General features: G+C 55.7%; 26 protein-coding genes. 8 read left to right on the forward strand and 18 right to left on the reverse strand.

What is annotated here, in order from left to right; all coding sequences use genetic code 11:
- Positions 1-52: 52 nt before the first annotated feature.
- The 6 genes from LG204_RS07330 to lnt form a co-directional block, all read right to left on the reverse strand.
- The gene (locus tag LG204_RS07330; protein WP_230336653.1) at positions 53-763 is read right to left on the reverse strand and encodes a M48 family metallopeptidase; all 711 of its coding nucleotides are present in this window, start codon (positions 761-763) and stop codon (positions 53-55) included.
- The gene (locus LG204_RS07335; protein WP_230336654.1) at positions 756-1,472 is read right to left on the reverse strand and encodes a lysophospholipid acyltransferase family protein; all 717 of its coding nucleotides are present in this window, start codon (positions 1,470-1,472) and stop codon (positions 756-758) included. The genes LG204_RS07330 and LG204_RS07335 overlap by 8 nt, the downstream gene beginning before the upstream one ends.
- A complete protein-coding gene (gene gmhB / locus LG204_RS07340) occupies positions 1,473-2,015 on the reverse strand; it encodes a D-glycero-beta-D-manno-heptose 1,7-bisphosphate 7-phosphatase (RefSeq protein ID WP_230336655.1) in 543 nt (180 codons plus the stop codon). It lies immediately after the preceding gene.
- A gap of 2 nt (positions 2,016-2,017) precedes the next feature.
- Positions 2,018-4,123 carry a glycine--tRNA ligase subunit beta gene (glyS, locus tag LG204_RS07345; RefSeq protein ID WP_230336656.1) on the reverse strand — a complete coding sequence of 702 codons (2,106 nt, stop codon included), beginning with the start codon at positions 4,121-4,123 and terminating at the stop codon, positions 2,018-2,020.
- A complete protein-coding gene (gene glyQ, locus LG204_RS07350) occupies positions 4,120-5,058 on the reverse strand; it encodes a glycine--tRNA ligase subunit alpha (protein WP_159355208.1) in 939 nt (312 codons plus the stop codon). The genes glyS and glyQ overlap by 4 nt, the downstream gene beginning before the upstream one ends.
- A gap of 119 nt (positions 5,059-5,177) precedes the next feature.
- Positions 5,178-6,599 carry an apolipoprotein N-acyltransferase gene (lnt, locus tag LG204_RS07355; RefSeq protein WP_230337861.1) on the reverse strand — a complete coding sequence of 474 codons (1,422 nt, stop codon included), beginning with the start codon at positions 6,597-6,599 and terminating at the stop codon, positions 5,178-5,180.
- A gap of 244 nt (positions 6,600-6,843) precedes the next feature.
- On the opposite strand from lnt, the gene mscL reads away from it, so the two are divergent.
- Positions 6,844-7,263: a large conductance mechanosensitive channel protein MscL gene (gene mscL / locus LG204_RS07360; protein WP_230336657.1), complete on the forward strand. Its 420-nt coding sequence runs from the start codon at positions 6,844-6,846 to the stop codon at positions 7,261-7,263.
- Positions 7,264-7,391: 128 nt separating this feature from the next.
- Here mscL and LG204_RS07365 read toward each other — a convergent pair whose 3' ends face one another.
- From LG204_RS07365 to LG204_RS07405, 9 genes are all read right to left on the reverse strand, one after another.
- Positions 7,392-7,817: a hypothetical protein gene (locus LG204_RS07365; protein WP_230336658.1), complete on the reverse strand. Its 426-nt coding sequence runs from the start codon at positions 7,815-7,817 to the stop codon at positions 7,392-7,394.
- A 100-nt stretch (positions 7,818-7,917) separates the two neighbouring features.
- Positions 7,918-8,757 (reverse strand): HlyC/CorC family transporter, encoded by an 840-nt coding sequence (locus tag LG204_RS07370; protein WP_230336659.1) that lies wholly within the window; start codon positions 8,755-8,757, stop codon positions 7,918-7,920.
- A gap of 1 nt (position 8,758) precedes the next feature.
- The gene (gene ybeY / locus LG204_RS07375; protein ID WP_230336660.1) at positions 8,759-9,226 is read right to left on the reverse strand and encodes an rRNA maturation RNase YbeY; all 468 of its coding nucleotides are present in this window, start codon (positions 9,224-9,226) and stop codon (positions 8,759-8,761) included.
- Positions 9,219-10,202, reverse strand: a complete 984-nt coding sequence (locus LG204_RS07380; protein WP_230336661.1) for a PhoH family protein — start codon at positions 10,200-10,202, stop codon at positions 9,219-9,221. The genes ybeY and LG204_RS07380 overlap by 8 nt, the downstream gene beginning before the upstream one ends.
- Before the next feature lie 57 nt (positions 10,203-10,259).
- A complete protein-coding gene (gene miaB, locus LG204_RS07385; protein WP_230336662.1) occupies positions 10,260-11,591 on the reverse strand; it encodes a tRNA (N6-isopentenyl adenosine(37)-C2)-methylthiotransferase MiaB in 1,332 nt (443 codons plus the stop codon).
- A 165-nt stretch (positions 11,592-11,756) separates the two neighbouring features.
- A complete protein-coding gene (locus LG204_RS07390; protein WP_230336663.1) occupies positions 11,757-12,599 on the reverse strand; it encodes an ABC transporter ATP-binding protein in 843 nt (280 codons plus the stop codon).
- A complete protein-coding gene (locus tag LG204_RS07395; RefSeq protein WP_230336664.1) occupies positions 12,596-13,642 on the reverse strand; it encodes a FecCD family ABC transporter permease in 1,047 nt (348 codons plus the stop codon). Before LG204_RS07395 ends, LG204_RS07390 begins: the two co-directional genes overlap by 4 nt.
- A 220-nt stretch (positions 13,643-13,862) precedes the next feature.
- The gene (locus LG204_RS07400; protein WP_230336665.1) at positions 13,863-14,774 is read right to left on the reverse strand and encodes a heme/hemin ABC transporter substrate-binding protein; all 912 of its coding nucleotides are present in this window, start codon (positions 14,772-14,774) and stop codon (positions 13,863-13,865) included.
- Positions 14,771-15,922, reverse strand: a complete 1,152-nt coding sequence (locus LG204_RS07405) for a hemin-degrading factor (protein ID WP_230336666.1) — start codon at positions 15,920-15,922, stop codon at positions 14,771-14,773. The genes LG204_RS07400 and LG204_RS07405 overlap by 4 nt, the downstream gene beginning before the upstream one ends.
- A 209-nt stretch (positions 15,923-16,131) precedes the next feature.
- Here LG204_RS07405 and cysG point away from each other — a divergent pair, with 209 nt between their 5' ends.
- Positions 16,132-17,523, forward strand: coding sequence for a siroheme synthase CysG (cysG, locus tag LG204_RS07410; protein ID WP_230336667.1), 1,392 nt, complete (start codon positions 16,132-16,134; stop codon positions 17,521-17,523).
- Positions 17,524-17,594: 71 nt separating this feature from the next.
- Here cysG and LG204_RS07415 read toward each other — a convergent pair whose 3' ends face one another.
- Together LG204_RS07415 and ompR are read right to left on the reverse strand one after the other, a co-directional pair.
- On the reverse strand, positions 17,595-18,914 hold the full coding sequence (locus LG204_RS07415; protein ID WP_328441416.1) for an ATP-binding protein: 1,320 nt from the start codon (positions 18,912-18,914) through the stop codon (positions 17,595-17,597).
- Between the two features lie 48 nt (positions 18,915-18,962).
- Entirely contained in the window at positions 18,963-19,691 is a 729-nt protein-coding gene (ompR, locus tag LG204_RS07420; RefSeq protein ID WP_328441418.1) for an osmolarity response regulator transcription factor OmpR, read from the reverse strand.
- A gap of 395 nt (positions 19,692-20,086) precedes the next feature.
- On the opposite strand from ompR, the gene LG204_RS07425 reads away from it, so the two are divergent.
- From LG204_RS07425 to LG204_RS07440, 4 genes are all read left to right on the forward strand, one after another.
- A complete protein-coding gene (locus LG204_RS07425) occupies positions 20,087-20,635 on the forward strand; it encodes an EF-hand domain-containing protein (RefSeq protein ID WP_230336669.1) in 549 nt (182 codons plus the stop codon).
- Positions 20,636-20,789: 154 nt separating this feature from the next.
- Positions 20,790-21,014, forward strand: a complete 225-nt coding sequence (locus LG204_RS07430; RefSeq protein ID WP_013442833.1) for a glycine zipper 2TM domain-containing protein — start codon at positions 20,790-20,792, stop codon at positions 21,012-21,014.
- A 206-nt stretch (positions 21,015-21,220) separates the two neighbouring features.
- A complete protein-coding gene (locus LG204_RS07435) occupies positions 21,221-22,345 on the forward strand; it encodes a GNAT family N-acetyltransferase (RefSeq protein WP_230336670.1) in 1,125 nt (374 codons plus the stop codon).
- 61 nt (positions 22,346-22,406) lie between these two features.
- Positions 22,407-22,985, forward strand: coding sequence for a LexA family protein (locus LG204_RS07440; RefSeq protein ID WP_230336671.1), 579 nt, complete (start codon positions 22,407-22,409; stop codon positions 22,983-22,985).
- Positions 22,986-23,298: 313 nt separating this feature from the next.
- Here LG204_RS07440 and LG204_RS07445 read toward each other — a convergent pair whose 3' ends face one another.
- Entirely contained in the window at positions 23,299-24,216 is a 918-nt protein-coding gene (locus LG204_RS07445) for a LysR family transcriptional regulator (protein WP_230336672.1), read from the reverse strand.
- 112 nt (positions 24,217-24,328) lie between these two features.
- Between LG204_RS07445 and LG204_RS07450 the strand changes: the two genes are divergently transcribed.
- Both LG204_RS07450 and LG204_RS07455 read left to right on the forward strand, forming a co-directional pair.
- A complete protein-coding gene (locus LG204_RS07450; RefSeq protein ID WP_230336673.1) occupies positions 24,329-24,931 on the forward strand; it encodes an FMN-dependent NADH-azoreductase in 603 nt (200 codons plus the stop codon).
- Positions 24,932-24,980: 49 nt separating this feature from the next.
- On the forward strand, positions 24,981-25,859 hold the full coding sequence (locus LG204_RS07455; protein ID WP_230336674.1) for a pirin family protein: 879 nt from the start codon (positions 24,981-24,983) through the stop codon (positions 25,857-25,859).
- Positions 25,860-25,946: the final 87 nt, after the last annotated feature.

Below are 25,946 nucleotides of genomic sequence, written 5' to 3' on the forward strand. Positions count from 1 at the left end.
CCATCATAATATTGTTGCTTTATAAAAGCAACAATGTGGCGCGAAGAAGGTTTTAGTCGATGCGATGCAGTTGACGCGAAAGCTGTCGTAATTCAGCTTCGGCATCGCGGTAGCTGGGGAACAGCCGCGCGACAATCGCCCAGAAACGGGCAGAGTGGTTCATTTCTTTCAGGTGGGCCAATTCATGCGCAATCACATACTGGATGATATGCGGCGGCGCCTGAATTAAACGCCAGTTCAGCCGGATTTCGCCTTTGGAGTTGCAACTTCCCCAACGACTGCGCGCGCTGGACAAAGCAATCGGGGGCATGGGCAGGCCCAGTTTCTGTACCAGCAATTCGGTGCGCCGGCTGAAATCGACCAACGCCTGCTGTTTATACCACTGCGTCACCCGGCGCTTGATCATGGCGCTATCACTGATATTGGTGAGGCGGACATCAATCCGGCTGCCATCGCAGCTGATCGCGCGATTGCGGCTGTCTGTGGCAAGATAAAGCGGAAGGCTGTTGCCCAGCAGCCATAGCGTTTCGCCGTGCTGCCAGCTCAGGGCTGGCACTTTGGCGGCGGCTTGCTGCTGGACTTTTTGCTGTATCCAGTCGAGCTTGCTATAGAGCAGGGCTTCAAGCTCGCGCAAGCTGAGCCGCTGAGGGATAGAGACAACCAGGCCCTGCTCGCTGATACGCAGTCCTATCGATCGTCGCTTGCTGCTACGCTTCAGTTCATAAGGCAAGCGAGTGCCGTTGGCCAGGGCTAGCTCAGGCATTGCTGGCAGGGAGATCCGCCATGGCGGACTCTATCCAGGCTTCTACGCGCTGGTTCAGCTCGTCTGGTTTCAGACCAGCACTGGCAATGACCGGGCCAATATGCACGGTAATGGTCCCAGGTTTTTTAATGAAAGAGTTTTTAGGCCACAGCGTGCCGGCATTGTGCGCGACCGGCACTACATTGCTTTGGGTATGGGTGGCCAGCCAGGCACCGCCTATATGGTACTTGCCCTTGGTACTCGGTGCCATGCGTGTGCCCTCGGGGAAAATCACCACCCAGAAGCCTTTTTTCAACCTGTCCTTGCCTTGTGCCACCATTTGCTTGAGCGCTTCGCGACCGGCCGAGCGGTTGATGGCAATCGGCGATGTCATGGCAAGCCCCCAGCCGAAGAACGGGATCCACAACAGCTCGCGCTTCAGCACCCAGACCTGCGGGGGGAATATTTGCTGAAAGGCCAGCGTTTCCCACGCCGACTGGTGTTTGGCAAGAATGATACTTGGGGTAGCGGGAATATTTTCCTGGCCGATGATGCGATAGCGGATGTCGCAAGTGACGCGCAACCACCAGAGCATGCTGCGAGCCCAGCCCGAGATGATCTGATAACGCCAGATGGGCGGCAGCGGGAAGGTCAGGATGGCAATAAGGGCATAGATGGGCGTCAGTAGCCACATGCCCAAGGTATAAAGTAATGAGCGCAGAACGAGCATTTATTTGTCTTCAGCGATGATGCGTTGAACCGCCTCGGCCAGGTCCGCGCAAATCCAGGTGTTATCCGGCAGGCCGCCCGCTTCCAGAGTAGCTTCACCCTTGCCGGTGCGCACCAAGATGGGTTGGCAGCCGCAGGCCACACCGGCTTGCAGGTCACGCAGGGAGTCGCCCACGCAGGCCACACCTTTCAGATCCATGCCAAAGCGACGGCCGATTTCTTCCAGCATGCCTGCTTTAGGCTTACGGCAATCGCATTTGGCTTCTGCTGCATGCGGGCAATAAAACAAGGCATCAACACGCCCGCCAAGCTGACTAAGGCTGCGGTGCATTTTGTCATGAATGGCGTTGAGGGTGGCCATATCAAACAGCCCACGCCCAATCCCGGACTGGTTGGTTGCCAGCGCGACGCGGAATCCGCTCTGGTTCAGTAGCGCTATCGCTTCCAGGCTGCCTGCAATGGGAACCCACTCATTTGGGCTTTTGATGAAGTGCGGGGAGTCATGATTGATCACGCCATCGCGGTCCAGGATCACCAGCTTCATGATCAGCCTGCCAGTCTGGACAGGTCGGCGACCCGGTTCATGGCCTGATGCAAGCTGGCCAGCAAGCCAAGGCGGTTGGCCTTGAGGGCTGGGTCTTCTGCATTCACCATGACACCATCAAAAAACGCATCCACAGGCGTTCTCAAGGCGGCCAATGCCTGTAGCGATGCACGATAATCCCCGGCGGCAAAAGCGGCATCTGCCTGCGGGGTAACACTCGCCAGAGCTTGGGCCAGGGCCTGCTCGGCAGGCTCTACCAGCAGTGCCTGATTGATGCTGGCTTGCACATCACCTTCAGCTTTTTTCAGGATATTGCCAACGCGCTTGTTGGCGGCCGCCAGACTCTCTGCTTCCGACAAGGCGGCAAACGCTTTCACCGCTTCCAGGCGCTTTGCAATGTCCGCCAGTTGCTGAGGCTCAAGCGCCAGCACGGCATCTACTTCCTGGGCGCTATAGCCTTGTTCGCGCAAACTGCCAGAAAGGCGATCGTAAATAAAACTGCGCAATGCGGTCGATGCATTTTCCACATCGGCGGCAAAGCAGCCAAAGGCGGTATTCAGCAAGGTATCGAGTGTCAGCGGCAGACTGTTTTCGATCAACAGGCGCACGACACCCAGCGCATGGCGACGCAAGGCAAAGGGGTCTTTGTCCCCGCTCGGAATCTGGCCGATGCCGAACATGCCGCATAGCGTTTCCAGCTTGTCCGCCAGCGCCACCACCACACCTACCTGATTGCGCGGCAATTCATCGCCAGCGAAACGAGGTTTGTAGTGGTCTTCAATGGCGTAGGCGACATCGTTGTCCAGGCCTTCATGCTGCGCATAGTAACGCCCCATGATGCCTTGCAACTCGGGGAATTCCCCCACCATGTCCGTGACCAGATCGGCCTTGGCGAGGCGGGCAGCCTGCGCGGCCTTGCTTGCCAGTGCGTCACCGCCCAGTTGCTGACCGATGGCGCTGGCAATGCTGGCAACGCGCGTGGTGCGTTGGCCTTGTGAGCCGAGCTTGTTGTGATAAACCACTTTATCCAGCGAAGCCAGACGGCTTTCCAGGGTTTTCTTGCGATCCTGATCAAAGAAGAACTTGGCGTCGGCCAGCCGTGGGCGCACCACGCGCTCATTGCCACCGATCACGGCACTGGCATCCTCTGGCGAAATATTCGACACAATCAGGAATTTATTGCTCAGCTGGCCATTGGCACTCAGCAGCGGGAAGTATTTCTGATTGGCCTTCATGGTGAGAATCAGGCATTCCTGCGGCACTTGCAGAAACTCGTCTTCAAACTGGCCCAGCAATACATTCGGGCGCTCCACCAGTGCGGTGACCTCATCCAGCAGGGCTTCGTCCTGGATGGGGGTCAACTGGGGACCTGCCTTGGCGGCAGCGGCTGTGAGCTGGCGAAGGATCTCGGCACGACGCTCAGCAAAGCTGGCAATCACGGCGCCTTCGTTATGCAACTGCTCGGCGTAGTGGTCTGCATGACGCAGGGTCACCGGGCTGACTTTAGCTTCAAAGCGGTGGCCTTGCGTGGTGTTGCCAGACTGCAAGCCGAGCACACCGACCGGGATGACCTCACTGCCATGCAGCGCTACCAGGCCATGGGCCGGGCGCACAAAATTCACACTGGTCCAGCCATCCTGCAGCTGGTAGGTCATCACCTTGGGGATAGGCAGCTTGGCAAGCGCTTCATCCAGCGCTTTCTGCAGCCCTTCGCTCAGCGTGGCGCCAGCGGCGGTGCCTTCCAGAAACAGAATGTCAGCCTTGCCGTCATGTTCACGCTTGAGCTGGCTAACAGCAGATTCATCCGCGCCCAGTGCCGTCAGCTTTTTCAGTAGCGCGGGCGTGGCGTTGCCGTTGGCATCCAGACCTACCGTGGCAGGCATCAGCTTGTGGGATAAGGACTTGTCTGCTGCCTTGGCGACCATATCGCTGATATGCGCAGCCAGGCGGCGCGGCGAGGCGTAGGCGGTGACATGAGATGTCTCGCTGGTCAGGCCTTGGGATTTCAGCACCTCTAAGAGGGTGGTGGAGAATGCTTCACCCAGTTTGTTAAGGGCTTTGGGGGGGAGTTCTTCTACAAACAATTCAACTAACAGATTCTGCTTCATGCGGCGGCCTTCTTATCCAACTGTGCCAATACTTCATCTGCCCATGCTTTTGGGGCCATGGGGAAGCCCAGGCGGGCCCGGCTGTCCAGGTAACTTGCGGCGACAGCACGGGCGAGATTGCGGATGCGGCCGATATAGGCGGCGCGCTCTGTGACCGAAATAGCACCGCGTGCATCCAGCAGGTTAAAGGTATGGGCGGCTTTCAGCACTTGCTCGTAGGCGGGCAGCGCCAATTGATGTTCCATTAGGTGTTGCGCCTGCTTCTCGTGGGCATTGAATGCCGTGAACAGGAAGTCGGCATCACTGTGCTCAAAGTTGTAAGTGGATTGCTCGACTTCGTTTTGCTTGAACACGTCGCCATAAGACAGGTCGCGGGCACCATGCAGGCCTTTGGCGTACACCAGGTCGTAGACGTTTTCCACGCCTTGCAGATACATGGCGAGACGCTCCAGACCATAGGTGATTTCACCAGTGATCGGTTTGCAGTTGATACCGCCGACCTGCTGGAAGTAGGTGAACTGAGTCACTTCCATGCCATTCAGCCAGACTTCCCAGCCCAGGCCCCAGGCACCCAGTGTCGGGTTTTCCCAGTCGTCTTCCACAAAGCGGATGTCGTTTTTCTTGAGATCGAAACCGAGGGCTTCCAGTGAGCCCAGGTAAAGCTCCAGAATATTGTCAGGCGCAGGTTTGAGCACCACCTGGAACTGGTAGTAATGCTGCAGGCGGTTCGGGTTTTCGCCGTAGCGGCCATCCTTGGGGCGGCGGCTAGGCTGAACGTAGGCGGCTTTCCAGGGCTCAGGGCCCAGTGCGCGCAGGAAGGTGGCCGTGTGCGATGTACCGGCACCCACTTCCATGTCGTAAGGTTGCAACAAGGCACAGCCCTGAGCATCCCAGTATTGCTGCAGCTTGAGAATAATCTGTTGAAATGTCAGCATATTTCCATTTCTGAATCTTGGTGAGTGATCCGGCAGCCAATGTGCTGCCAGTCAGTGTTGGCCGGGCCGATTTTCGTGTTTTTTTAACGGCCTGCATGCAAGGCAAATAACCGCTAATTCTACTTGGTTTTACGGCCCCACAAAAGAGCGAGACTGCCTGCCAGCAGGATGAGCAAGGGCCAGTTGCCGAAGCGCACATAAGGTGTCATGCCCACATAGCCTTGCGCTTCGCCCTCCAGCGTGGTGGCGATAAAGTGCGGCGCATGTGCCAGCACTTCGCCCTTGGGATTGATAATGGCGGTGGCGCCGGTATTGGTGCTGCGCAGCATCATGCGCGCCGTTTCTATCGCCCGCATCTGCGAGAATTGCAAATGCTGATACGCCGCAATGGATTCGCCATACCAGGCGTCATTGCTGGTATTGACCAGTATGCTGGCTTGCGGCAGCTGGCGGATGATTTCTTCGCCAAAGACATCTTCGTAGCAGATATTGACGGCCACACGCTGACCAGCCACCTGCATCGGCTGCTGATCCAGCCCGCCGCGGGCCACATCCGCCAGCGGCATGTTGAGCCAGTCCCGATAGATCCAGCCGAATACCCGTTTCAGGGGAATGAATTCGCCAAAAGGTACCAGGTGCGATTTTCGGTAAAACTGGGTGTCGGCACTGCCCACGCTCATCATGCTGTTGTAGAACTGCTCGTGCTCGTATTCCACCACCCCGATGAGAATATCGCCGCCATTGGTGTTGGCATGATGTTTCAGCCCATCAAGGTAGTTTTGCGGGACTTGCTGCAGCAATACGGACAAGGCGGTTTCCGGCATGATAATGAGCCGGGCCTGACTGGTCAGCGCCATATCGTAATACTGGCGCATGCTGCGCATCACTTCATCTTCGTTCCATTTTTTATCTTGCGATACATTGCCTTGCAGCAGCGCGACACTGACAGGCTCACCTTCGGGCTGACTCCATTCGATCTGCTTCAAGGCCCAGCCACAGACTATCAGTACGGCCATTAAAACGAGGCCCACGCGCCTGCGGGCTAGATGCAAGTACACGCTAACCAGTAGGCTGGCAAGCAGTGCTACTACCAGCGACACCCCATACGCGCCGATAATCGGCGCATAGCCTGCCAGCGGACTGTCGGGTACCTGCGTATAGCCTATGCTCAGCCATGGGAAGCCGGTGAATATCCAGCTTCTGACCCATTCAGAAAGCGCCCATAGCAAGGGCAGCGCAATCAGCACTTGGTGAGCTGGTCGACTGCGCGCGAGCGCCGCGACGATCGCCGGAAAAAGTGCCAGGAATGCACACAGCAGAAAAGTGGCCAGCCCGGCCATCCAGAAAGGCATGCCACCAAAATCATGCAGGCTGATGTAGATCCAGTAAATGCCAGCGCCAAACAATCCCAGGCCGTAGGTGAATCCCAGCCATGCGGCTTCTCTGCGCCGCGCTGTGGTGGTGACCAGGTAGAAAAAACCGGCAAGCGACACAATGCCAGCCGGGTAAACATAAAAGGGAGCAAAGCCGCTGACCGTCATTGCGCCTAGCAGGGCGGTCAGCAAGTGTCTGACCCATAAGGGCTTGAATAGGGTAGGCAAAGTCGTGAGTACAGGGAAATGAAATTGGCTGCCAGTATACCTGATGGCAGGCGGCTCAACCGGCAGCCAGAGGCTGAATTATCTGGCGCCATCAGGTTGACAGGCTACCGCAGCAGCCCCTATATTCGAGTCAAACAGCAGTCAAAAACATCCCTTTCCATATTCACAACAGGAGAAATCACGCATGGCCCTTTTGACAGAATTCAAGAAATTTGCCCTGCGCGGCAACGTAATGGATCTCGCGGTGGGTGTGATCATCGGTGCCGCCTTTGGCAAAATCGTTGACTCACTGGTGGGCGACCTCATCATGCCTTTGGTCGGCATGCTGGTTGGCAAGCTCGATTTTTCCAATATGTTCATCCAGTTATCCGATGCCCCGGCGGGCGTGTCGCAGACCTATGCCGCTCTTAAGGCCGCCGGCGTACCCTTGCTGGCGTATGGTAACTTTCTGACGGTTGCCCTTAACTTTGTGATTCTGGCGTTTGTTATTTTCCTGCTGGTTAAGCAAATGAATCGCTTCCGCGATCAATTGACCCCAGAAGCACCACCTACACCAGAAGATGTGCTGTTGCTTCGCGAAATTCGGGATTCGCTGAAAAAATAGCTTGCATGCATTTTTCTGACTGAGGTCACCGCATCTCATAAATGACAAGCCCCGCAATGCGGGGCTTGTCATTTGTAATACAGGACGGCTTAAAATCAGTGAGGAATTCGCTAAAGTATTCCCAGCGCTCAGATGTCCGAATCCGTGGATCTGCCTGGGGCAGGTGCAGGTGAAGCTTCCGGACTGCTTTCACCATCATGATTCATGAACACCACCATGACCACCTTGTCATCCACGATATCCAATTCGGTGGTCTTGTAGTAAGCACCTTTTTCATCGGTATTTAAATAGTGGTAATGCCATACGGAGGCGATCACCTTGCCATCGGGGTTGGTGATATCGTCGCGTTTGCTGGGCTCGCCAAACTGTTCCACGATTTTGGATTTGTCGATACCGGAAATCCCTGCGACGAATTCTTTTTCCGTGACAGCAATATCGCCATTGGCTGAATTCGGGGCTTTTGCGTTTGGTACTTGTATATTGGGCGCCTGTGCAGTGCCTGCGACGGATTGCCAGGCAATACCCAGCATCAGTGCCAGAAACAAGGTTTTCATGATGTATCCCCTTCAAAGTGTGGTACAGCTTCAAAGGGTATGAGATGTTTTTTTGCGCTTGGTTCCATGCATCAATTCCAAGCTTATTCAATGGCTTGGCTTACTCGATCGCGCCCTCGGGTTTTGCCTGGATTTCCACCAGCATGGAGTGCAGGCGGCGGCTGTCCGCGCGCAATACCGTGATATGCAAGCCATCAAAACTGATCTGCTCGCCACGTTTGGGCAGATGGGCAAACTTGCTGACGACCAGACCACCGATGGTGGAGAACTCTTCGTCGCTGAACTGGGTGCCCAGGGCTTCGTTGACGTCGGCAATTTCGGTCAGCGCCTTGATGCGATAGCGGCCCTGCGCATCGCGGATGATGTTGTCTTCGGTTTCGTCAAAGTCGTATTCGTCTTCAATGTCACCGACGATCTGCTCCAGCACGTCTTCAATGGTGACCATGCCCGCCACACCGCCGTATTCATCCACCACGATGGCGATATGGTTGCGATTGCTGCGAAACTCTTTCAGCAAGACATTCAGGCGCTTGGATTCAGGAATGAAGACGGCGGGGCGCAGCATGTCGCGTACGTCAAAATCTTCACCAGCGTAATAACGCAGCAAATCCTTGGCGAGCAGAATGCCGATGACATGGTTCTTGTCGTCATCAATGACGGGGAAGCGCGAGTGTGCAGCTTCAATCACAAACGGGATGAATTTCTCAGGCGCATCGGTAATGTCGATGACGTCCATTTGCGAGCGCGGAATCATGATGTCGCGCACCTGCATCTCGGATACTTGCAGCACGCCTTCAATCATAGAGAGGGCATCGGCATCCAGCAGATTTTTTTCGTAGGCAGAGTGCAGCTGCTCGATCAGTTGTTCACGGTCTTCCGGTTCGCGCAGCAAAAAGTTGCTGATCAGCTCCAGCCATCGTGGTTTGTCGGTTTCAGCCATGTTAGGCGATTGCTTTCTTGGTCAATTCTGTTTTTTCGGCAGCGTAAGGGTCACTGTAGCCGAGTTTTATGACGATTTCTGTTTCCAGCCCTTCCATCAACTCAGCTTGCGGCTCGGTTTCATGGTCGTAGCCATGCAGGTGCAGCACGCCATGGACGGTCAAATGGGCGTAATGCGCTTCGATGGGTTTGCCTTGCTCTGCGGCTTCACGGGCAACCACAGGTGCACACAAAATGATATCGCCCATCAGGTGCGGCTCTTCCGTCAGCGGAAAGGTCAGCACATTGGTGGCGTAATCCTTGCCGCGATAATCGTGGTTGAGCGCGCGGCCTTCTTCTTCATCCACGATACGTAAAGCAATTTCCGTGTCAACGCGCAGTGTTGCACGCGCCCATTTGCGAAACAGCTTATCGTCTGGGATATCCGTAGCCTCGCTCGCGACCTGCACATCCATCGCTAATCTAGGCATCGGAGCGGCCTCGCCTATCCGTGTCATGCGGTTGGGCATGGCGCTCGCTATCAAAGGTTTCGTAAGCATTGATGATCTTCTGCACCAGCGGATGGCGCACCACGTCTTCCGACAGGAAGTGGGTAAAGGCGATGCCGCGCACATCTTTCAGCACTTGCTTGGCTTCGACCAGACCGCTCTTCTGGCCGCGGCCGAGGTCGATCTGGGTCACGTCGCCCGTGATCACGGCTTTGGTGCCAAAGCCAATTCGGGTGAGGAACATCTTCATTTGTTCCGGCGTGGTGTTCTGCGCTTCATCCAGAATGATAAAGCTCTGGTTCAGTGTGCGACCACGCATATAGGCCAATGGCGCGACTTCAATGGCGCCGCGCTCGAACATCTTGTTCACGGTGTCGTAGCCCGCCAGGTCGTACAAGGCGTCATACAATGGCCGCAGGTAGGGGTCGACTTTCTGGGCCAGATCGCCTGGCAAAAAGCCCAGCCGCTCGCCCGCTTCTACCGCAGGACGCACCAGAACAATGCGTTTTACCCTGTCGCGGGTCATGGCATCAATCGCGCTAGCCACCGCTAGATAGGTTTTACCCGTGCCTGCGGGGCCAATGCCAAAGGTAATGTCAAAGTCCTGAATCTGTTGCAGATAACTGACTTGGCGCGGCGTGCGGCCATGCAGATCCTGACGGCGTGTCATCAGTACCGGCATTTCCTTTTGCACATCTTCCGGCTTCATGCGGTCGATCTCGACCAGACCCAGCTGTATCTCTTCCAGGCTGACGGGTTTGCTGGCGCGATCGTAAAAGTTTTCGATCAGTTGCGCGGCAATCCGCACATTGGTTTTCTCGCCAGAAAAACGGAAATGCGCGCCACGGCGGGCGATGCCAACATCCAGGGCGTCTTCGATCTGTTTGAGGTTTTCATCCAGCGCGCCACACAGGTTGGCAAGACGCAGGTTATCTTCGGGACTAAGGGTAATTTCCATTATGGGGTAACCGCCCAATGGGCAATAAGTGCATCAGTTAAAAGGGCTGGGAGGCGCTTAAGCAAGGCATTCTCCACGCAGGGTGTGCGGCATGGCCTGGGTGATTTTTACATGGACAAACTGGTTGATCAGCTTGGCGTCACCGGGAAAATTCACGATACGGTTGTTATCGGTGCGTCCTGCCAGTTCGCCGCTGTCTTTTTTGGACAGGCTTTCGACCAATACACGCTGTACGCTACCGACCATGGATTCGCTCACGGCCTTGCCTTGCGCTTCATTCAGTTCCTGCAGGCGGCTGAGGCGCTCCAGCTTGGTTTCTTCGCTGGTGTCGTCCGGCAGATAGGAGGCGGGCGTGCCGGGACGGGCGCTGTAGGTAAAGCTATAGCTGAAGTCAAACCCCACATCCTGCATGAGCTTGAGCGTGGCGGCGAAGTCCTGCTCGGATTCCCCCGGAAACCCTACGATAAAGTCGGAAGTGATACAGATATCCGGACGCGCACGGCGCAACTTGCGGATGATGGATTTGTATTGCAGCGCGGTGTAATTGCGCTTCATGCCCATCAGCACCCGGTCTGCCCCAGCCTGCACTGGTAGGTGCAAATGCGAGACCAGCTTGGGAATGCGCGCGAAGCAGTCAATCAGGGTTTCGCTCATTTCATTGGGGTGCGAGGTGGTGAAGCGTATGCGCTCGATTTGCGGGATCTCGGCAATGTAGTCAATCAGCATGGCGAGATCCGCCGCCGTGGCATCGGCACTGGTGCTGCGGTAGGCATTGACGTTCTGGCCCAGCAGGGTGATCTCCTTGACGCCTTGTTCCGCCAACTGGATGGCTTCGACCAGAATATCTTCAAACGGGCGCGAGAATTCCTCACCGCGCGTATAAGGCACCACGCAGAAGCTGCAATACTTGTTGCACCCTTCCATGATGGAAAGAAACGCGGCGGCACCTTCCACACGTGGGGGTGGCAGATGGTCAAACTTTTCGATTTCGGGGAAGCTGATATCTACTTGCGACAGCCCGCTGCTACGCCGATTGGCGATCAGCTCAGGCAGGCGGTGCAGGGTTTGCGGGCCGAAGACCACATCAACATAAGGCGCGCGGTCCACAATATGCTGGCCTTCCTGGCTGGCAACGCAGCCGCCAACGCCAATGACCAGATTGGGGTTCTTTTCCTTGAGCGGAATGAAACGACCCAAGTGGCTGAATACCTTTTCCTGGGCTTTTTCACGCACGGAGCAGGTGTTCAGCAGGATAACGTCCGCGTCTTCTGGATTATCGGTGGGCTGCATGCCGTCGGCCGAATTCAGCATATCGGCCATGCGCGACGAGTCATACTCGTTCATCTGGCAGCCGAATGTCTTGATGAAAACTTTTTTTGGCGTGTTCATGATTGCGTGTGGAACCGCAAGTCAGAGGATGTGCGCATCACCGGCACAAGGGGAGAGAGCTGGAGGTTTCGGTGCAAAATATCTTAAAAAAACAGTACGCTAAGGTCTAATTGTAGCCTAGCCCAAGGCTAAATGCCAATCAAGGGCATGGCAGAAGACATTCGCTTAGCTGTTCAGGCGATTGTGCGTCTGCGCGCGTGGCGACAGACTGGGGTTCTTTTGGCGGTAAACCACCGCCTGGCCATCCGGTGTCATCAGGCTGCCCAGTTGAATGCCGTACAGCGATTGCAAGGCTGGCAAGGCATGCAGGTCCGCGTTTACCTGCTTTTCCAGCTGGCCATTATTCACCAGCAGCAGGCGATCAAACGCATGCAGTGCCTGGTTGATGTCATGCAGGATGGCGAGAAGGGCATGGCCCCGTGCTTCAGCATAACTTTGCATGCTATCCAGCAGTTCGCCTTGTAAGCCGGGGTCGAGCGCCGCCAATGGTTCATCCATCATCACCAGCCCTTGTTCGATATCCCATAGTTGCGCAAAGATCCTGGCAAGGTGAATGCGGGCCTGCTCGCCACCAGATAGCTGATCCATCTTGCGTCCCGCCAGATGGGCGGCATGTGCCAGTTGCATCGCACTATGCACGATGGTGGTCAGGTGCGGGTCAATCTCCAGAGCGGCACGTCCCAGAGACACCACCAGCTCGGTCTGCATGCCAAAGGCAACGTGCGTGGTTTGTGCCAGCACAGCTCGCCGGCGGCTCATTTCGCGCAGGCTGTAATGCCGTATATCGCGCCCGAGCAGGCTGATATGGCCGTCTGAGTGGTGAAGCTCACGCGCGGCCAGCTTGAGCAATGTGGATTTGCCAGCACCGCTAGGGCCCAGCACAGCGACGCGCTCGCCTGCATGCAAGGTCAGCGTGTAAGGGCCAAAGTGACGGCGACCAAGGCGCAGGCTTGCTGCTTCCATGACGAGGAGTGGCTGGTTGATCAGGTTGATGGTGGCTGGGTTCATCCTATCCGTTCACGTGTTTGATTAAGCAGCATCAGAAAAAATGGCCCGCCAAGCAGGGCGGTAAAGATGCCAACCGGAATTTCAGCAGGTGTTGCCAGCGTCCTTGCCAGCGTATCGGCGATCAGTAACAGTAATCCGCCAAAAAAGATGGACAAAGGTAAAACCCGTCGCTGGTCTGATCCATGCAAAGTGCGTACCAGATGCGGCGCAATCAGGCTGATAAAGCTGATCATGCCACACCATGCAACGGTGGCGCCGACCAGCAGGGCGACGATCAAAATGGTGCGGGAGCGCAATGTCGCTACCTCTATTCCGACATGCGCTGCGGCGGCTTCTCCCAGCGCCAGCGCATTCATGGCACGGGCTAATCTGCGCACTTGCCAGATCGCCATCAGCAGCATCAGCAGCGCCACGCCGACGATGGTCCAGCCAGCGCCTGCCAATGAACCCAAGGTCCAGAAACTCAAGCTGCGCAGCTGTTCATCCGTCGACAAATAAGTACAAAGCCCCAGCACAGCGACCGCGATGGCATTAAGGGCAATCCCCGTCAGCAGTAGCCCGGCGATGGAGCCCGGGGTAATCCACCGTGCCACGCGATCCAGCGTAAAACAGACCAGCAGTGCGCCAGCAAACGCCGCCAATGGCAGCAGCCATGGACGCAGACCTGCGGGCAATGTCCAGGGCAAACTGTCTGCAAAGACGATGGTCAGGGCGGCCGCACATGCGGCGCCGCTATTCACCCCCAGCAGGCCAGGGTCTGCCAATGGGTTGCGAAACAGCCCTTGCGCCAGTGCGCCTGCCACACCCAACATGCCACCCGCAAACAAGGCGAGCAGCGTTCTTGGCACGCGAAGTTGCCAGAGGACATAGCTATTGCCGGTGCTTTCGGCTTGTAATGGAGAGAGCCAATCGCGCCAGCCGATAGAGACGGCACCGATGGAGCTTGCCAATGCAAGCGCCAGAACGGTGATGGCAACCAGCAACACTACCTGCCATTTGTTACCCCAGTGCGCGCGTGGGATTAAGCGAAAAGGAATGCGCATTTGTCAGGCCAGGATCAAGCGTTCTGCGATGTTCCATCCACCTGCCTGAACTACATTTCTGCGGTTTGCATCGATTTTCGCTATATATTTGTCATTCAAAAGTGCATAAAAGTTCAGGGAAGAGAGATGGTGTTGCCCCCATGGTAGCGGCCCATCTTGCGATGGCGCCCGACGCCGGATTTGATGCAGAGCAGACATGATGGATGTGCTAAATGGCATTTTATCCGGCCTGCATGGCGGATTGCAGAGAGCGATCAAGCTCTTTGAGGGCAAGCGGCAAGCGTGGGCCAAAGCCGAGCAGCAGCATGGTTTCCATGCTGACGATGCGTTGCTTGCGCCCGGCAGGTGTTTGCGCCAGGCCTGGCAGCTTGAGAATCGCGGCTTTGCTGCCCGCCGCTTTAAGGCCCAGGTCGGTCAACAGGATAATGTCGGGTTGTGCCGCAATCACGGCTTCGGGTGTTAACGGTTTGAAACCGGTAAAACCTTGCATGGCATTCCTGGCCCCGGCATAGCGCAGCATGGCATCGGCGCTCGTCTCCTGCCCGGCGACCATGATCTGTGACATGGAGTGGGAGAGGATAAACAGCACGCGGGGAGATGCCGCTGGATGCGCTTCAACATTGGTTCGCACCATTTGCCATTCATTGCGCAGACGCGTTTGCAGCTCGGTGGCTTCACCTGCGTGGCCGGTCAGCTCCCCCACTTTTTGTATGCGTTGCAGCAAGCCTTCGAACTGATGGTTGGCGGCAAGTATATGCACGGCAATACCTGCGTTTTCAAGCTGTCGAAGCACGGTTGATGGTCCGGCATCTTCTGTTGCCAGCACCATGGAGGGGGCGAGCGCCAGAATGCCTTCGGCAGACAGGGTGCGCGCATAGCCGACACTCGGCAGCGATTGTGCCGCAGGCGGATAAAGCGAGGTGGTATCGACGCCTGCCAAGTCGGCAGATGCCCCCAGTGCGTAAACAATTTCTGTCAGCGCACCACCGACGCATATCAGGCGCCGGTTGGCGGCATGGGCACCATGAGGCAGCAGTCCTGCTAATGCCATTGCGCCCAACCCCAGCCATTGCTGCAAATGCGCTCGCCGCGATGGCAGGGCTGGCTGCCCATCCTGATGTGCTGAGGTCATGCGGTGCATGGTGTTTCGGTCAGCTCGTTAATCAATGCGCGCCATGACTCCAGCTCTGGCTTGCCTGGTTTGCGTTCCCCAAACAGCATGGCGATGTTTTCGCCCTGGGAATCAAACAACTCAAGCGAGGTAACGATGCCATCTTCCGTAGGTTTTCGTACTATCCAGGCGCTGGCGATCAGATCCTGCCGCAAATGCAGATTGAAGCCTTCATCGAGCACATTAACCCAAGGGCCCATCAGCTTGATATTGCTTACCGGGCCGCTGTGAATCTGAATAATGCCAGGGTTGCCGACAAACACCATGATGGCGACATTCTCCGCGGCCGCAGACGCTAGCACGCGGGTAATGACATCGGGAGCAACCGCTATTGAGAAGCTGGGGTCGGCAAGACGCAGCCCCTGTGTGCGCGTCAGCTTGTATTGCTTGAGCAAGCCGAAGAACTCGTGCGTGTCTTTCATGGCAGCCCAGTCACGCCGAAATCCGGCGATGTCGATATCGCTGTCATCCAGCGCGACAGCCAATGGACGGGTGGCCTCCACACGTATGCCGCCAGACTGATCGTCTGCACGGAACTGCTGGATCAACGGCGCGTATGCGTCGACATGGCTGGCTGGTTTCAGGAAGATTTTATGCAGCGCTGTGCCAGTGGCATCAAAAAACTGCAGGCTTTGTTGCAAGCCTTTGCTGGTGTGTTCTTCCACCGCAAAGGCATGGCGCCACTGGTGATAAAACAAGCGAAGATCGATGCTGCCAGCCAGGACTAAGCCGACGGGCCCCTGATGGCTGACCTTGCGATAAACGCCAGATTTTTCATGCACGCAGCTCTCATTGCGCGTCAGGGCCATGACTTCACCCAAGGGTTCAATCGCAGCAATGATCTGGGGAAAATCGGGCCGTAGCCGTGTTGCGTGCATATCGCTATCAGCGCCGATGGCGTCCAGACCACAATGCGCGGCGATCAGCTCCCCCTCGCTTATTTCCAGCGTGGCGGCAATTTCTCTATGGCGTAAACCGCTTTCGCGCCGCATGCGGCTAAAAGCTTCGATGATGGCGTCCTGCCTGGCGTGCATGGTGTCCTCCTGTGAGGCACGGGCTGGCAAGCGCTGGCTGGTGCAGTCAATGGCGAGCAGTCGGTGCTGCTCCATTGGGTTGGTGATGTGGGAAGTGATTATATAATGAGAATGGTTCTTATTACAAGAATAGCCGCGCTGGATGTTTTTATGAAATACAACCCGAATAGGGCGATGGTGACGGCTTTTGCGAGGATATTTTTACCTTGGTTTTCTCTACATTCATGGTGCATCTGTGAGAAAAATTGAAACGAGCGGGCATGGCCAGCGTGTAAAATGGCGGGATGGACGCACTCCCAATTTTCATGAATATCAAGCAACAGCGCTGCGTGGTCATTGGCGGCGGTGAAGTAGCGACGCGCAAAGTGCTCATGCTGCGCAAAGCGGGAGCTGCCGTTGAGGTGTGTTCTCCCGAGCTATACCCAGAGCTGCAGGCCTTGGTCGATCAGGGCGACATTCTCCACACTGCCGCGACCTTTCATCCACAGCAGCTGGATGGTGCCCGTCTGGTGGTGGCTGCGACTGATGATGAGCTGGTCAATCAGGCTGTGTCGGAGCAAGCGCAGGCGCGCAATATCCCGGTCAATGTGGTCGATGCGCCTGCCTTGTGTACCTTTACCATGCCGTCGATAGTCGACCGCTCGCCGATAGTGATTGCCATCTCCAGCGGTGGTGCAGCGCCCGTGTTGGCGCGCAGCATACGCAGCAAGATTGAAACTATGGTGCCAGCAACGTATGGCCGGTTGGCGACACTTGCGGCGCGATTCCGTGAGCGTGTGAAGCAGCACTTCCCTACCACCCAGCAAAGGCGGATGTTTTGGGAAGAAGTCTTGCAAGGCGCCATAGGCGAGCAGGTGCTGGCGGGGCAGGAACTCGCCGCAGAGGCTGCCCTTGTGCAAAAGCTTGAGCAACCTGCCATCGCCCCACGGGGCGAGGTTTATCTGGTGGGTGGGGGGCCGGGTGACCCGGATCTATTGACCTTTCGCGCCTTGCGACTGATGCAGCAGGCGGATGTCTGTGTGTATGACAAACTGGTCAGCCCGGAAGTCATGGAACTGGTAAGGCGCGATGCCGAACTGGTGTATGTGGGCAAAGCCCGAGATCAGCACACTCTCCCGCAGGAAGAGATCAACGAATTATTGGTACGACTGGCGCAAGAGGGTAAACGCGTGCTGCGCCTCAAGGGCGGAGATCCCTTTATCTTTGGGCGTGGCGGCGAAGAGATCGAGACTCTGATGGCGCATGGCGTTCCCTTCCAGGTGGTGCCTGGGGTGACGGCGGCATCTGGAGTGGCAAGTTATGCCGGTATTCCGCTCACACACCGTGATTTTGCCCAGACCTGCATCTTTACCACCGGGCACTTGAAAGATGGCACGGTCGACCTCGACTGGACAGCATTGGTGCGGCCGCAGCAAACCGTGGTGATTTACATGGGCCTGGCCGCGTTGCCCGAGATATGCCAGCAGCTCATTGCACATGGTCTTTCTGCAGATACTCCTGCAGCGGTCGTTCAGCACGGGACGTTGCCCAGTCAGCGCGTGGTGACCGAAAGTTTGCAGAATCTGGCCGCCAAGGTCGCGGAGGCGCATCTGAAATCGCCATCGTTGATTGTTATCGGTGGCGTGGTTGGTTTGCGTAGTAAGCTGGCATGGTTCGAGGGGGAAGCTGGCGTTTAGCTATTCGCCAATTAGCTGGAGAAGGTAAAACAGTGGCGGGGGATGGGTTTTAGCCCGAATTGACGCTACGTTTAATTTGCCACGTTCTTGACGATAGGCAATATCAGGCGCGCTTCCAGGCCACCTTCCTGGCGGTTGATCAGCTCAAGGTGGCCTTTATGCAGACGGGCAATACGGTCTGCAATTGCCAAGCCCAGGCCGCTGCCACTCTCATTGCCGCGTGCGGTATCCAGGCGTTCAAAGGGTCGCAAGAGGCGGCTGATCTGCGATGGCGGAATGCCAGGGCCATTGTCCAGCACACTCAGGATAATGGTGCCGGCAGTGATTCTGGTCTCAACCGAGACTTCGCTGCTGCCATATTTGAAGGCGTTATCAATCAGGTTGCCCAACAGCCGGTGCATGGCAAGGGGGCGTAGCGGTATCAGGTGGGTTGGCGCCAGTCGCAAGATCATGCGGCGGCCAGCGCGGGTATGGCGGTCATAAATCGATTTCAGCAGTCCATTGATATCGATCATCTGCGTCGGTTCGCCCTCCACCCCACGTACGAAATCCAGGAACTGGTGGATGATGTTATCCATGTCCGTGATGTCCTGAATCATGCCGTTTTTCAGGCTGTCGCCCAGTTCATTCGGCAGCATTTCCACCGACAGGCGCAAACGGGCCAGCGGGGTGCGCAAATCATGCGAAACTCCGGCCAGTAACAACGTCCGTTCTGAATCCAGCCGCGCCAAAGCTTCCATCATGTCGTTAAAAGCATGGTTCACATCGCTCAGCTCATCCAGTCCATCTTCTGGCAACTTGGGCGGTTGTTCACCTTTACGAAGGCGGTCTGCCGAGCGTATGAGCAGGCTGAGAGGCCGGTTGATGCGTGCAGCCAGCAAATAGGCGCCTGCCAATGACAGCAGGATCACCAGTGCACCCCAGCCCAGCCATTGCCATGGGAAAGGTCGATCTACCTGAATGCGGGGAATCACTACCCAGTAATCATCCTGCCCGATGGTAAAGCTGACCCATAAGCCGGGAATGCCGAAATGGTTCACCGCGACGATTGTTTCGTTCCCAAGCTTTTCCTTGATCTTGGCAGCTATCAGCGCAATCACTGGGTCATCCGGCAGCTTCTCGATTTCTTCCAGCAGGTCGGCGGCGTAAATGCGCACCCCTTCCTTGCCTGATAGCTCCGATAAAAGCGCCAGGCGGCGGTTTTCATGGGCGGCAAGCAGGGAGGCACGAGTGAAGTTCACGACCGTCACCGCCTGCAGGGCCACGGCTGTGGCACGGGGTTTACGCTCGAAATAATCGAAGATTTTGAGTGAAGCGTACTGGCCGATTACCAGCAGAATAGCAATCAGTAGCATGGCCCTGGCGAGCAGGGTGCGCGGGAATAATCTCAATTGAAATACAAACAATCGTGGCAAGCATTAATCAAGGCACAGCCCTGATTAATGCTTGATGGTTTCGCCGTCGGGGATAAACACATAGCCAAAGCCCCACATGGTCTGCAGGTAGCGTGGGTGTGTCGGGTCAGCTTCAATCAGGCGGCGCAGACGCGAGACCTGCACGTCAATACTGCGGTCAAACACATCCAGCTCGCGACCACGTGCCAGCTGCATGAGGCGATCTCGCGACAAGGGCTGGCGCGGGTGATCCACAAATACTTTAAGCAGCGCATATTCACCGCTGGTAATCGTGATCTGCTCGCCATTTTTAAGCAGGCTGCGGGTGGATGGGTCAAATACGAATTCGCCAAAGCTGATGGTTTCGGTGCTGTTGGCAGGTGCGCCGGGCACAGGGCGCTCATTGCGCCGCATGACGGCATTGATGCGCGCCAGCAGCTCACGTGGGTTGAAGGGCTTGGGCAGATAATCATCCGCACCCATTTCTAGGCCAATAATACGATCCACCTCATCGCCGCGTGCGGTCAGCATGATGATGGGCATGGTGCTGCCCGCAGCCCGCAGACGGCGGCAGATGGCCAAGCCATCCTCACTGGGCAGCATCAGGTCAAGAACCAGCAAATCAATATGCTCGCTGCTCAGAACGGTATTCATCTCGGTTGAGTCTGAAACGGTTTTTACGCTGAAGCCTTGTTCGCTGAGGTAGCGTTGCAGTAGCTCACGCATGCGCAGATCATCGTCAACCATCAGGATTTTTTTAGTGTTGGTTTGCATGGCGCTCATAGCAATATGTTGTCTAGTCTGGCGAGATTTATTATGTGAAATATTATACGGTTAGCCGCTGGCTGTTTGGGAATATAATGTGATTTTTGTCACAAATTGTTACATTCAGACTGCACAGTGAAACACTCGATTTACATTCCTGCTTCATTATAATCACGGCTGCGGTACCAAATAATAATATGCGGAATTCCCAAGCGCACCAACACTCAAAGCAATATGTTTTGCGGAATCAGGCGAGGAGCTATCAAAGCTCCCCCAAGAAGTGGAGAAATGGAACAATGAATGTAGTTGATTTCAATCTTTGTCGGGCGTCTGGCTGTCGCTCCTGTTCGGCCTGATTTATCCATCCCATGATGTCTATCTCATCGGTTTCCCGGTTTGGTTGTATGCACGTTGCGATTGCTGCTTGCCTGGTGATTGGCGCTGTGGATGTGTTGTACGCCGCTCCCAAGGATGCGAACGATAACGCAGACGATGATGGTCCCAAGCCATCCCTTGTCCTTGCCCCCGATAACAGTGCTCCTGCCAAATCATTAAACGGCAACATCAGCATTGAAGAAAACATGCGTTTGCGCCGCGATTTGTATGAATATTCCCGCGCGGTAGATCCTGCCCACATTCAGATTGAAGAGCGTAGACGCGTGATGCATCAGCGCCTGCAGGCACGGTTTGACCAGGCAGATAAAGATAACGACGGCGCCATTTCCCGTATTGAAGCCTTTGAGCTGTTGCCGCAGATTGCCCGTCATTTCAGTCAGGTAGACGCGAATAATGATGGTGTCATTACCATGGAAGAGCTGGAGTCTGCCCAGGCCAAAGCCATTGAGCGCCAGCAACGCCCCATCCCTGTGGTCAGGGAGGAGGCACAGGTTTTGTCCTCCCCGAAGCTAAAGGAAAAGGGTGCCATGGTGAATAGTCGAAAGCGCGCCTTGTAACTACGTATCCCCGCCCGTTTTTAGAATGCCATTTAAATGCATGAATTTAAATGGCATTTTTTATTGGCATCATCCTTGCATATAGTCATTCAGCAGTACCTGGATAAAGCGGTTTTATTCAGGATTGATTGATCGTGTAATAAGGAGAATTAATATGGTCGCTACTAGACAATTGGTAATCAGTACATTGCTTATCGGCGTGCTTACTGCCTGCTCAGGCATGAGTACCAAGCAAAAGAACGCTGCTGTCGGGGCTGGTATTGGTGGCGTAGCAGGAGCTGTGCTCACGGGTGGTAGTGCCCTTGGGACAGTGGGCGGCGCTGCCATTGGCGGTGTCATTGGGCATGGTGTCGATAGCGCAACAAGCAAGAAGAAATAGGCTGTCGTTTTTTCACACAAATTATCCCATTGATGTGTATGCGTATTTTAATGGGGTATGAACGACTGTCGTGATTTTGCGACAGACCAGGCGGCTGATGTGATGCATCAGCCGCTTTTTTATGTCATCTTGCACTACACGGCGGTGAACTCTTGCACGCCACATCTCTCTTTCATCTGTAAACCTTGCCATGTGATTGGAATGCTATGACGATAGAAGTGAATATAGCGACCGGCTTTTCGCAGATCAAAGCGCAGGAGTGGGACACACTGACGGATGGCTCACCCCTGCTTAGCCACCGCTTCTTCAGCGCGCTGGAAGATACGCTCTGTGTAGGCGAGGCTACTGGCTGGCAACCCTATCCCGTCACGGTGCATGAGCAAGGCAAACTGATAGGCGCTACGCCGCTTTATCTCAAGCAGCACTCATACGGCGAGTATGTGTTCGATTGGGCCTGGGCCAATGCTTATGAGCAAAATGGTCTCAATTATTATCCCAAGCTGCTGGTGGCTATTCCTTTCACCCCCATCAGCGGCCCGCGTTTGCTGAGTCCTCGGCAGGAAGTGCAGCGACTGCTTGCGCGGGTTGTGCAGCAGCAGATGGAGCAGAATGCCATGTCTTCCAGCCATATATTGTTTCCTGATGCTGCATCGGCAGAGGCTTTGCAGGCAGAAGGCTGGATGCAGCGCGATGGCGTGCAATTCCGCTGGGAGAATGAAGGGTTTCGCGATTTTGCCGAATTCATTGGCCAGCTCTCGCACGATAAGCGCAAAAAAATCAAACAGGAGCGCAAGAAAATCCTCAGCGCGGGTGTGGTTTGCCGACGCTTGCAAGGTCGCGATATCCAGCCTGCCGATTGGGATTTTTTCTATGAGTGCTACGTCAATACCTACCACGAGCATCGCTCATCGCCTTACCTGACACGCGCCTTTTTTGAGCAGATTGGGCACACCCTGCCTGAGCACCTGTTACTGATCATTGCCGAGCTGGATGGCAAGCCCATCGCCTCGGCGCTTAATTTGTATGATGCCGACACGCTGTATGGCCGCTATTGGGGAGCACTGAGCTATATACCTGGCTTGCACTTCGAGCTTTGCTATTACCAGGCGCAGGAGTTCTGCCTGGAGCACAACATCCGGTTTTTTGAAGGTGGCGCGCAAGGTGAACATAAATTGGCCCGTGGTTTCATGCCTCGGCCTACTTGTTCGTTTCACCGCATTGCCAATCCAGAGTTTGAATCTGCCATACGCCGCTTTGTTGCCATGGAAGCCAGCAACATGCAGCAATATCAGGATGAGCTGGAAGAGCGCGCACCTTATCGTGCCAATTAACGGAATCATACAACGATGTGACACTTGACTTTGTGTACGTTCGTACATTATGGTAACGCGTATGGGAAACGACATTGACTACCTGGGGCGCATCCAGGACTACTACGCGGAGCATAAAACGCTGCCATCCTATTCGGTGATTGCGGATATGCTCGGTTTCAAATCCAAAAACGCGGTGACAGCGCTTGTTGCCCGCTTCAAGCTGCAAGGCTTTCTGGATGCCACGGTCGACCGGCGGCTCAAGCCAGGCAAGCGCTTTTTCGAGCGCATCTTGGCCGAGAGTACCGTGCAGGCAGGTTTTCCTTCCGCAGCCAGTGGCGATCGCCACGATACCCTCAGCATTGATGACTATCTGATCGAGCGTCCCTCACAAACCGTGCTGATCACGGTCAAGGGCGACTCCATGATCGATGCTGGCATCGTGCCGGATGATGTGGTGATTGTGGAAAAGCGGCAGGTGGCGAATGTCGGCGATATCGTAGTGGCGATTGTCGATAATGAATTTACCCTGAAAACTCTGGGCCGCGAAAAAGGCCAGTTTGTATTGCTCCCAGCCAATAAAGCCTATCCGGTGATTCGCCCGCAAGGCAATCTGGAGATATTTGGGGTCGTGGTCGGGCAGTTTCGTAAATACGACTAAAGCCGCGCTTATATTTATTCTGGCGCTATTTCCGCGTGCCAACTTTCAAAGTTCCAAACAAAAAGCCTTGTCAGAGATGCCAAGGCTTTTTTGTTGTTGCGTTATGAAGCTCAACGCCTTATTGGATGCTGGATTTGAGCCAGTTGCAGCCACAAGCTTACTCCACAAATTCTGTGGATAACTACGCGGATGAATACTGGATAGTGTACTTAAGTGTCTGGCCGGGCATGGGTATCTCAAAAGTGCTCGAAACGGATGCGTTTGCGCATATTCCACTCAAATGGGCCGATGGGTTGCCACTGCCGACGCCACATTACTGCTGATGTTTTTCGCAGTCGGCCTCGGCAAAGCGCGCTACCAATGCATCCAGAAAAACCCGGGTGCGGGCGGGCATCAGGCGGCGACCGGGAAACACGGCCCAGGCGGTGACACTTGGCAATTGCCAGTCTTCAAGGATGCGTACCAGCTCACCTGCCTTGACGTAGGGCTCGGCAAACGGCTCACCCAGCATGGCAATGCCCAGGCCCGAGATCGCCATGCGGACTAGAATGGCAGGCGAATTGGCGGATACCTTGCCAATCGGCGTGCCTTGCCATTGGGCTTGGTCGCGTTTGAGTTGCCACAGCATGGGTTCGCCGCGTCGGGTGAGCAGATGCAGCGCATCATGTTCCATCAATGCTTCTGGTTCATGCGGTGTGCCGCGTCTTTTGAGATAGGCGGGTGAGGCATAGAGCCCGGTTTCAAACGTGGCTATGCGTCTGGCGGCGAGCGAAGTGTCGTCTGGCAGATCGCCCATGCGAATCGCCAGGTCAAAGTTTTCGCCAATCAGATCCACCCGCCGTGGTGAAATATCCATCTCCAGAGAAATCGCCGGATAGCGCATGGCAAACTCGGCAAGCAAGGCTTGCAGGATATCAATCCCGAAATCCCCCGGCATTGAGAGTCGCAACCGACCGCTGGGCTCCACTTGCCGATGTTGCGTCAGCGCCAGCGTGGCTTCTACTTCCGCGGTGACCTGATGTGCATGCGCCAATACGGCATTGCCAAAGTCGGTGACGGTCAGCTTGCGTGTGGTTCTCAGCAGCAGGCGTTCGCCCAGTTGCGCCTCAAGCGCCGCCATGCGCCGCGAGAGGGTGGATTTCGGAATATGCAGGCGCTCTGCCGCGCGGCTGAAGCTTCCTTCATCCACGACGCGGGCAAACATGAGCAAATCATTCGCTTCCAGCTTCATTCTATATTTCCATCAGTGGAACAATAATATCCATTTTAACGACTTAATTAATTATTTGGGAATATGTAAAGTGTCTCCATCGTCATTCCACACATTAACTACGGAGATCATCATGAACATTCTGCAAGTGAATTCCAGCGCACGGACTATCGGTTCCCACTCCACGCATCTGGCCAATGCCCTGGTCGAGCGCTTGCTCACCCAGCATGCCGACGCCACATTGACCGTGCGTGACCTGGGTCGCAACCCACACCCTAATCTGGACGAAAAGGCCCTGCAGGCATTGTTCACGCCTGCGGACCAGCGCAATGCCGAGCAGGCTGCGCGCGTGGCGCTGGATGATGTGCTGATCAGCGAAATCCAGGCTGCTGATATCGTTGTATTGGGCGTACCCATGTATAACCTGGGGGTGTCTGTGCAACTCAAGAACTGGATTGATGCCATCTCGCGTGCGCAAGTGACGTTTCAATATACCGCCAACGGGCCAGAAGGCTTGCTGACCGGCAAGAAGGTTTACGTGGTGCTGGCCCGCGGCGGCATTTATCGCAATACGCCTGCCGATACCCAAACGCCGTACCTGAAAATTGTGTTGGGTTTTCTGGGCATGCATGATGTCGAATTCATTCATGCCGAAGGCCTGGCCATGGGCCCTGACGCGGAAAAAGCCGCGCTCGATACCGCCTATCGCCAGCTGGAAGAACTGGTGCCTGCCTGAGGCACAGTTAATCGCGGCACATTTAATCTCATAAATAAGGAGAGCGACCATGCGTAATATTCAAACCCCTGCAAATGCAGACATCGTGACCCAGCCACGGGCTGTGGAACAGATCGTGATCGGTCAGGCCACGTCTGACGGCGCCGGGGTCAAGCTCACGCGCGTGCTGACGCAACACCTGCAACGGCGTCTGGACCCTTTCCTGATGCTGGATGCCTTTGGCACAGACCAGCCTGAAGATTACATCGGTGGCTTTCCTGATCACCCGCACCGCGGATTCGAAACCGTGACCTACATGTTGCAAGGCCGCATGCGCCATCGCGACAGTGCCGGTAACGAAGGTCTGCTCGCCCCCGGTGGCGTGCAATGGATGACGGCGGGCAAGGGCGTCATTCACTCCGAGTTGCCCGAGCAGGAAGAGGGCGCCATGGAAGGCTTTCAGCTTTGGCTCAACCTGCCCGCCAAGGACAAAATGGTGGAGCCCGCCTACCGCGATATTCAAACGGAAGAGATTCCGGAATTCACCACTGCCGATGGCGTGACGGTACGGGTGATCGCAGGCGAGAGCCAGGGCGTCGCCGGTGCCATTCAACGTGACACCACCGAGCCGCTATATCTGGATGTGCATTTGCCAGCAGGCACTCGCTTTACCCAGCAGATGCCTGCCGAGTTTAATGCCCTGGTGTATGTGTATCGCGGTGAGGCGCTGATTGGCGAACGCCAGGTGCCACAACAGCGCATGGCCATACTCAAGACAACCAGCGACAGCGATGGCGTTGTCATTGAAGCGTCTGAAGCCACGCGTCTGCTGCTGATCGCAGGTCGTCCGCTCAAGGAGCCCATCGCGCAATATGGCCCTTTTGTGATGAACACCCAAGAGCAGATTTTTGAGGCGATTCACGATTACCGCGAAGGCCGTCTGGCCTGAGAAATGCGCTTAGTTTATTGATCGTAGTAAAACTGCCTGACTCAGCCTCACCTGGGTGAGTCAGGCCATTTTCAACAAGCAATCGGG

Origin of the sequence: Methylovorus menthalis (genome assembly GCF_020523625.1) — a bacterium.
Lineage (GTDB): Bacteria > Pseudomonadota > Gammaproteobacteria > Burkholderiales > Methylophilaceae > Methylovorus > Methylovorus menthalis.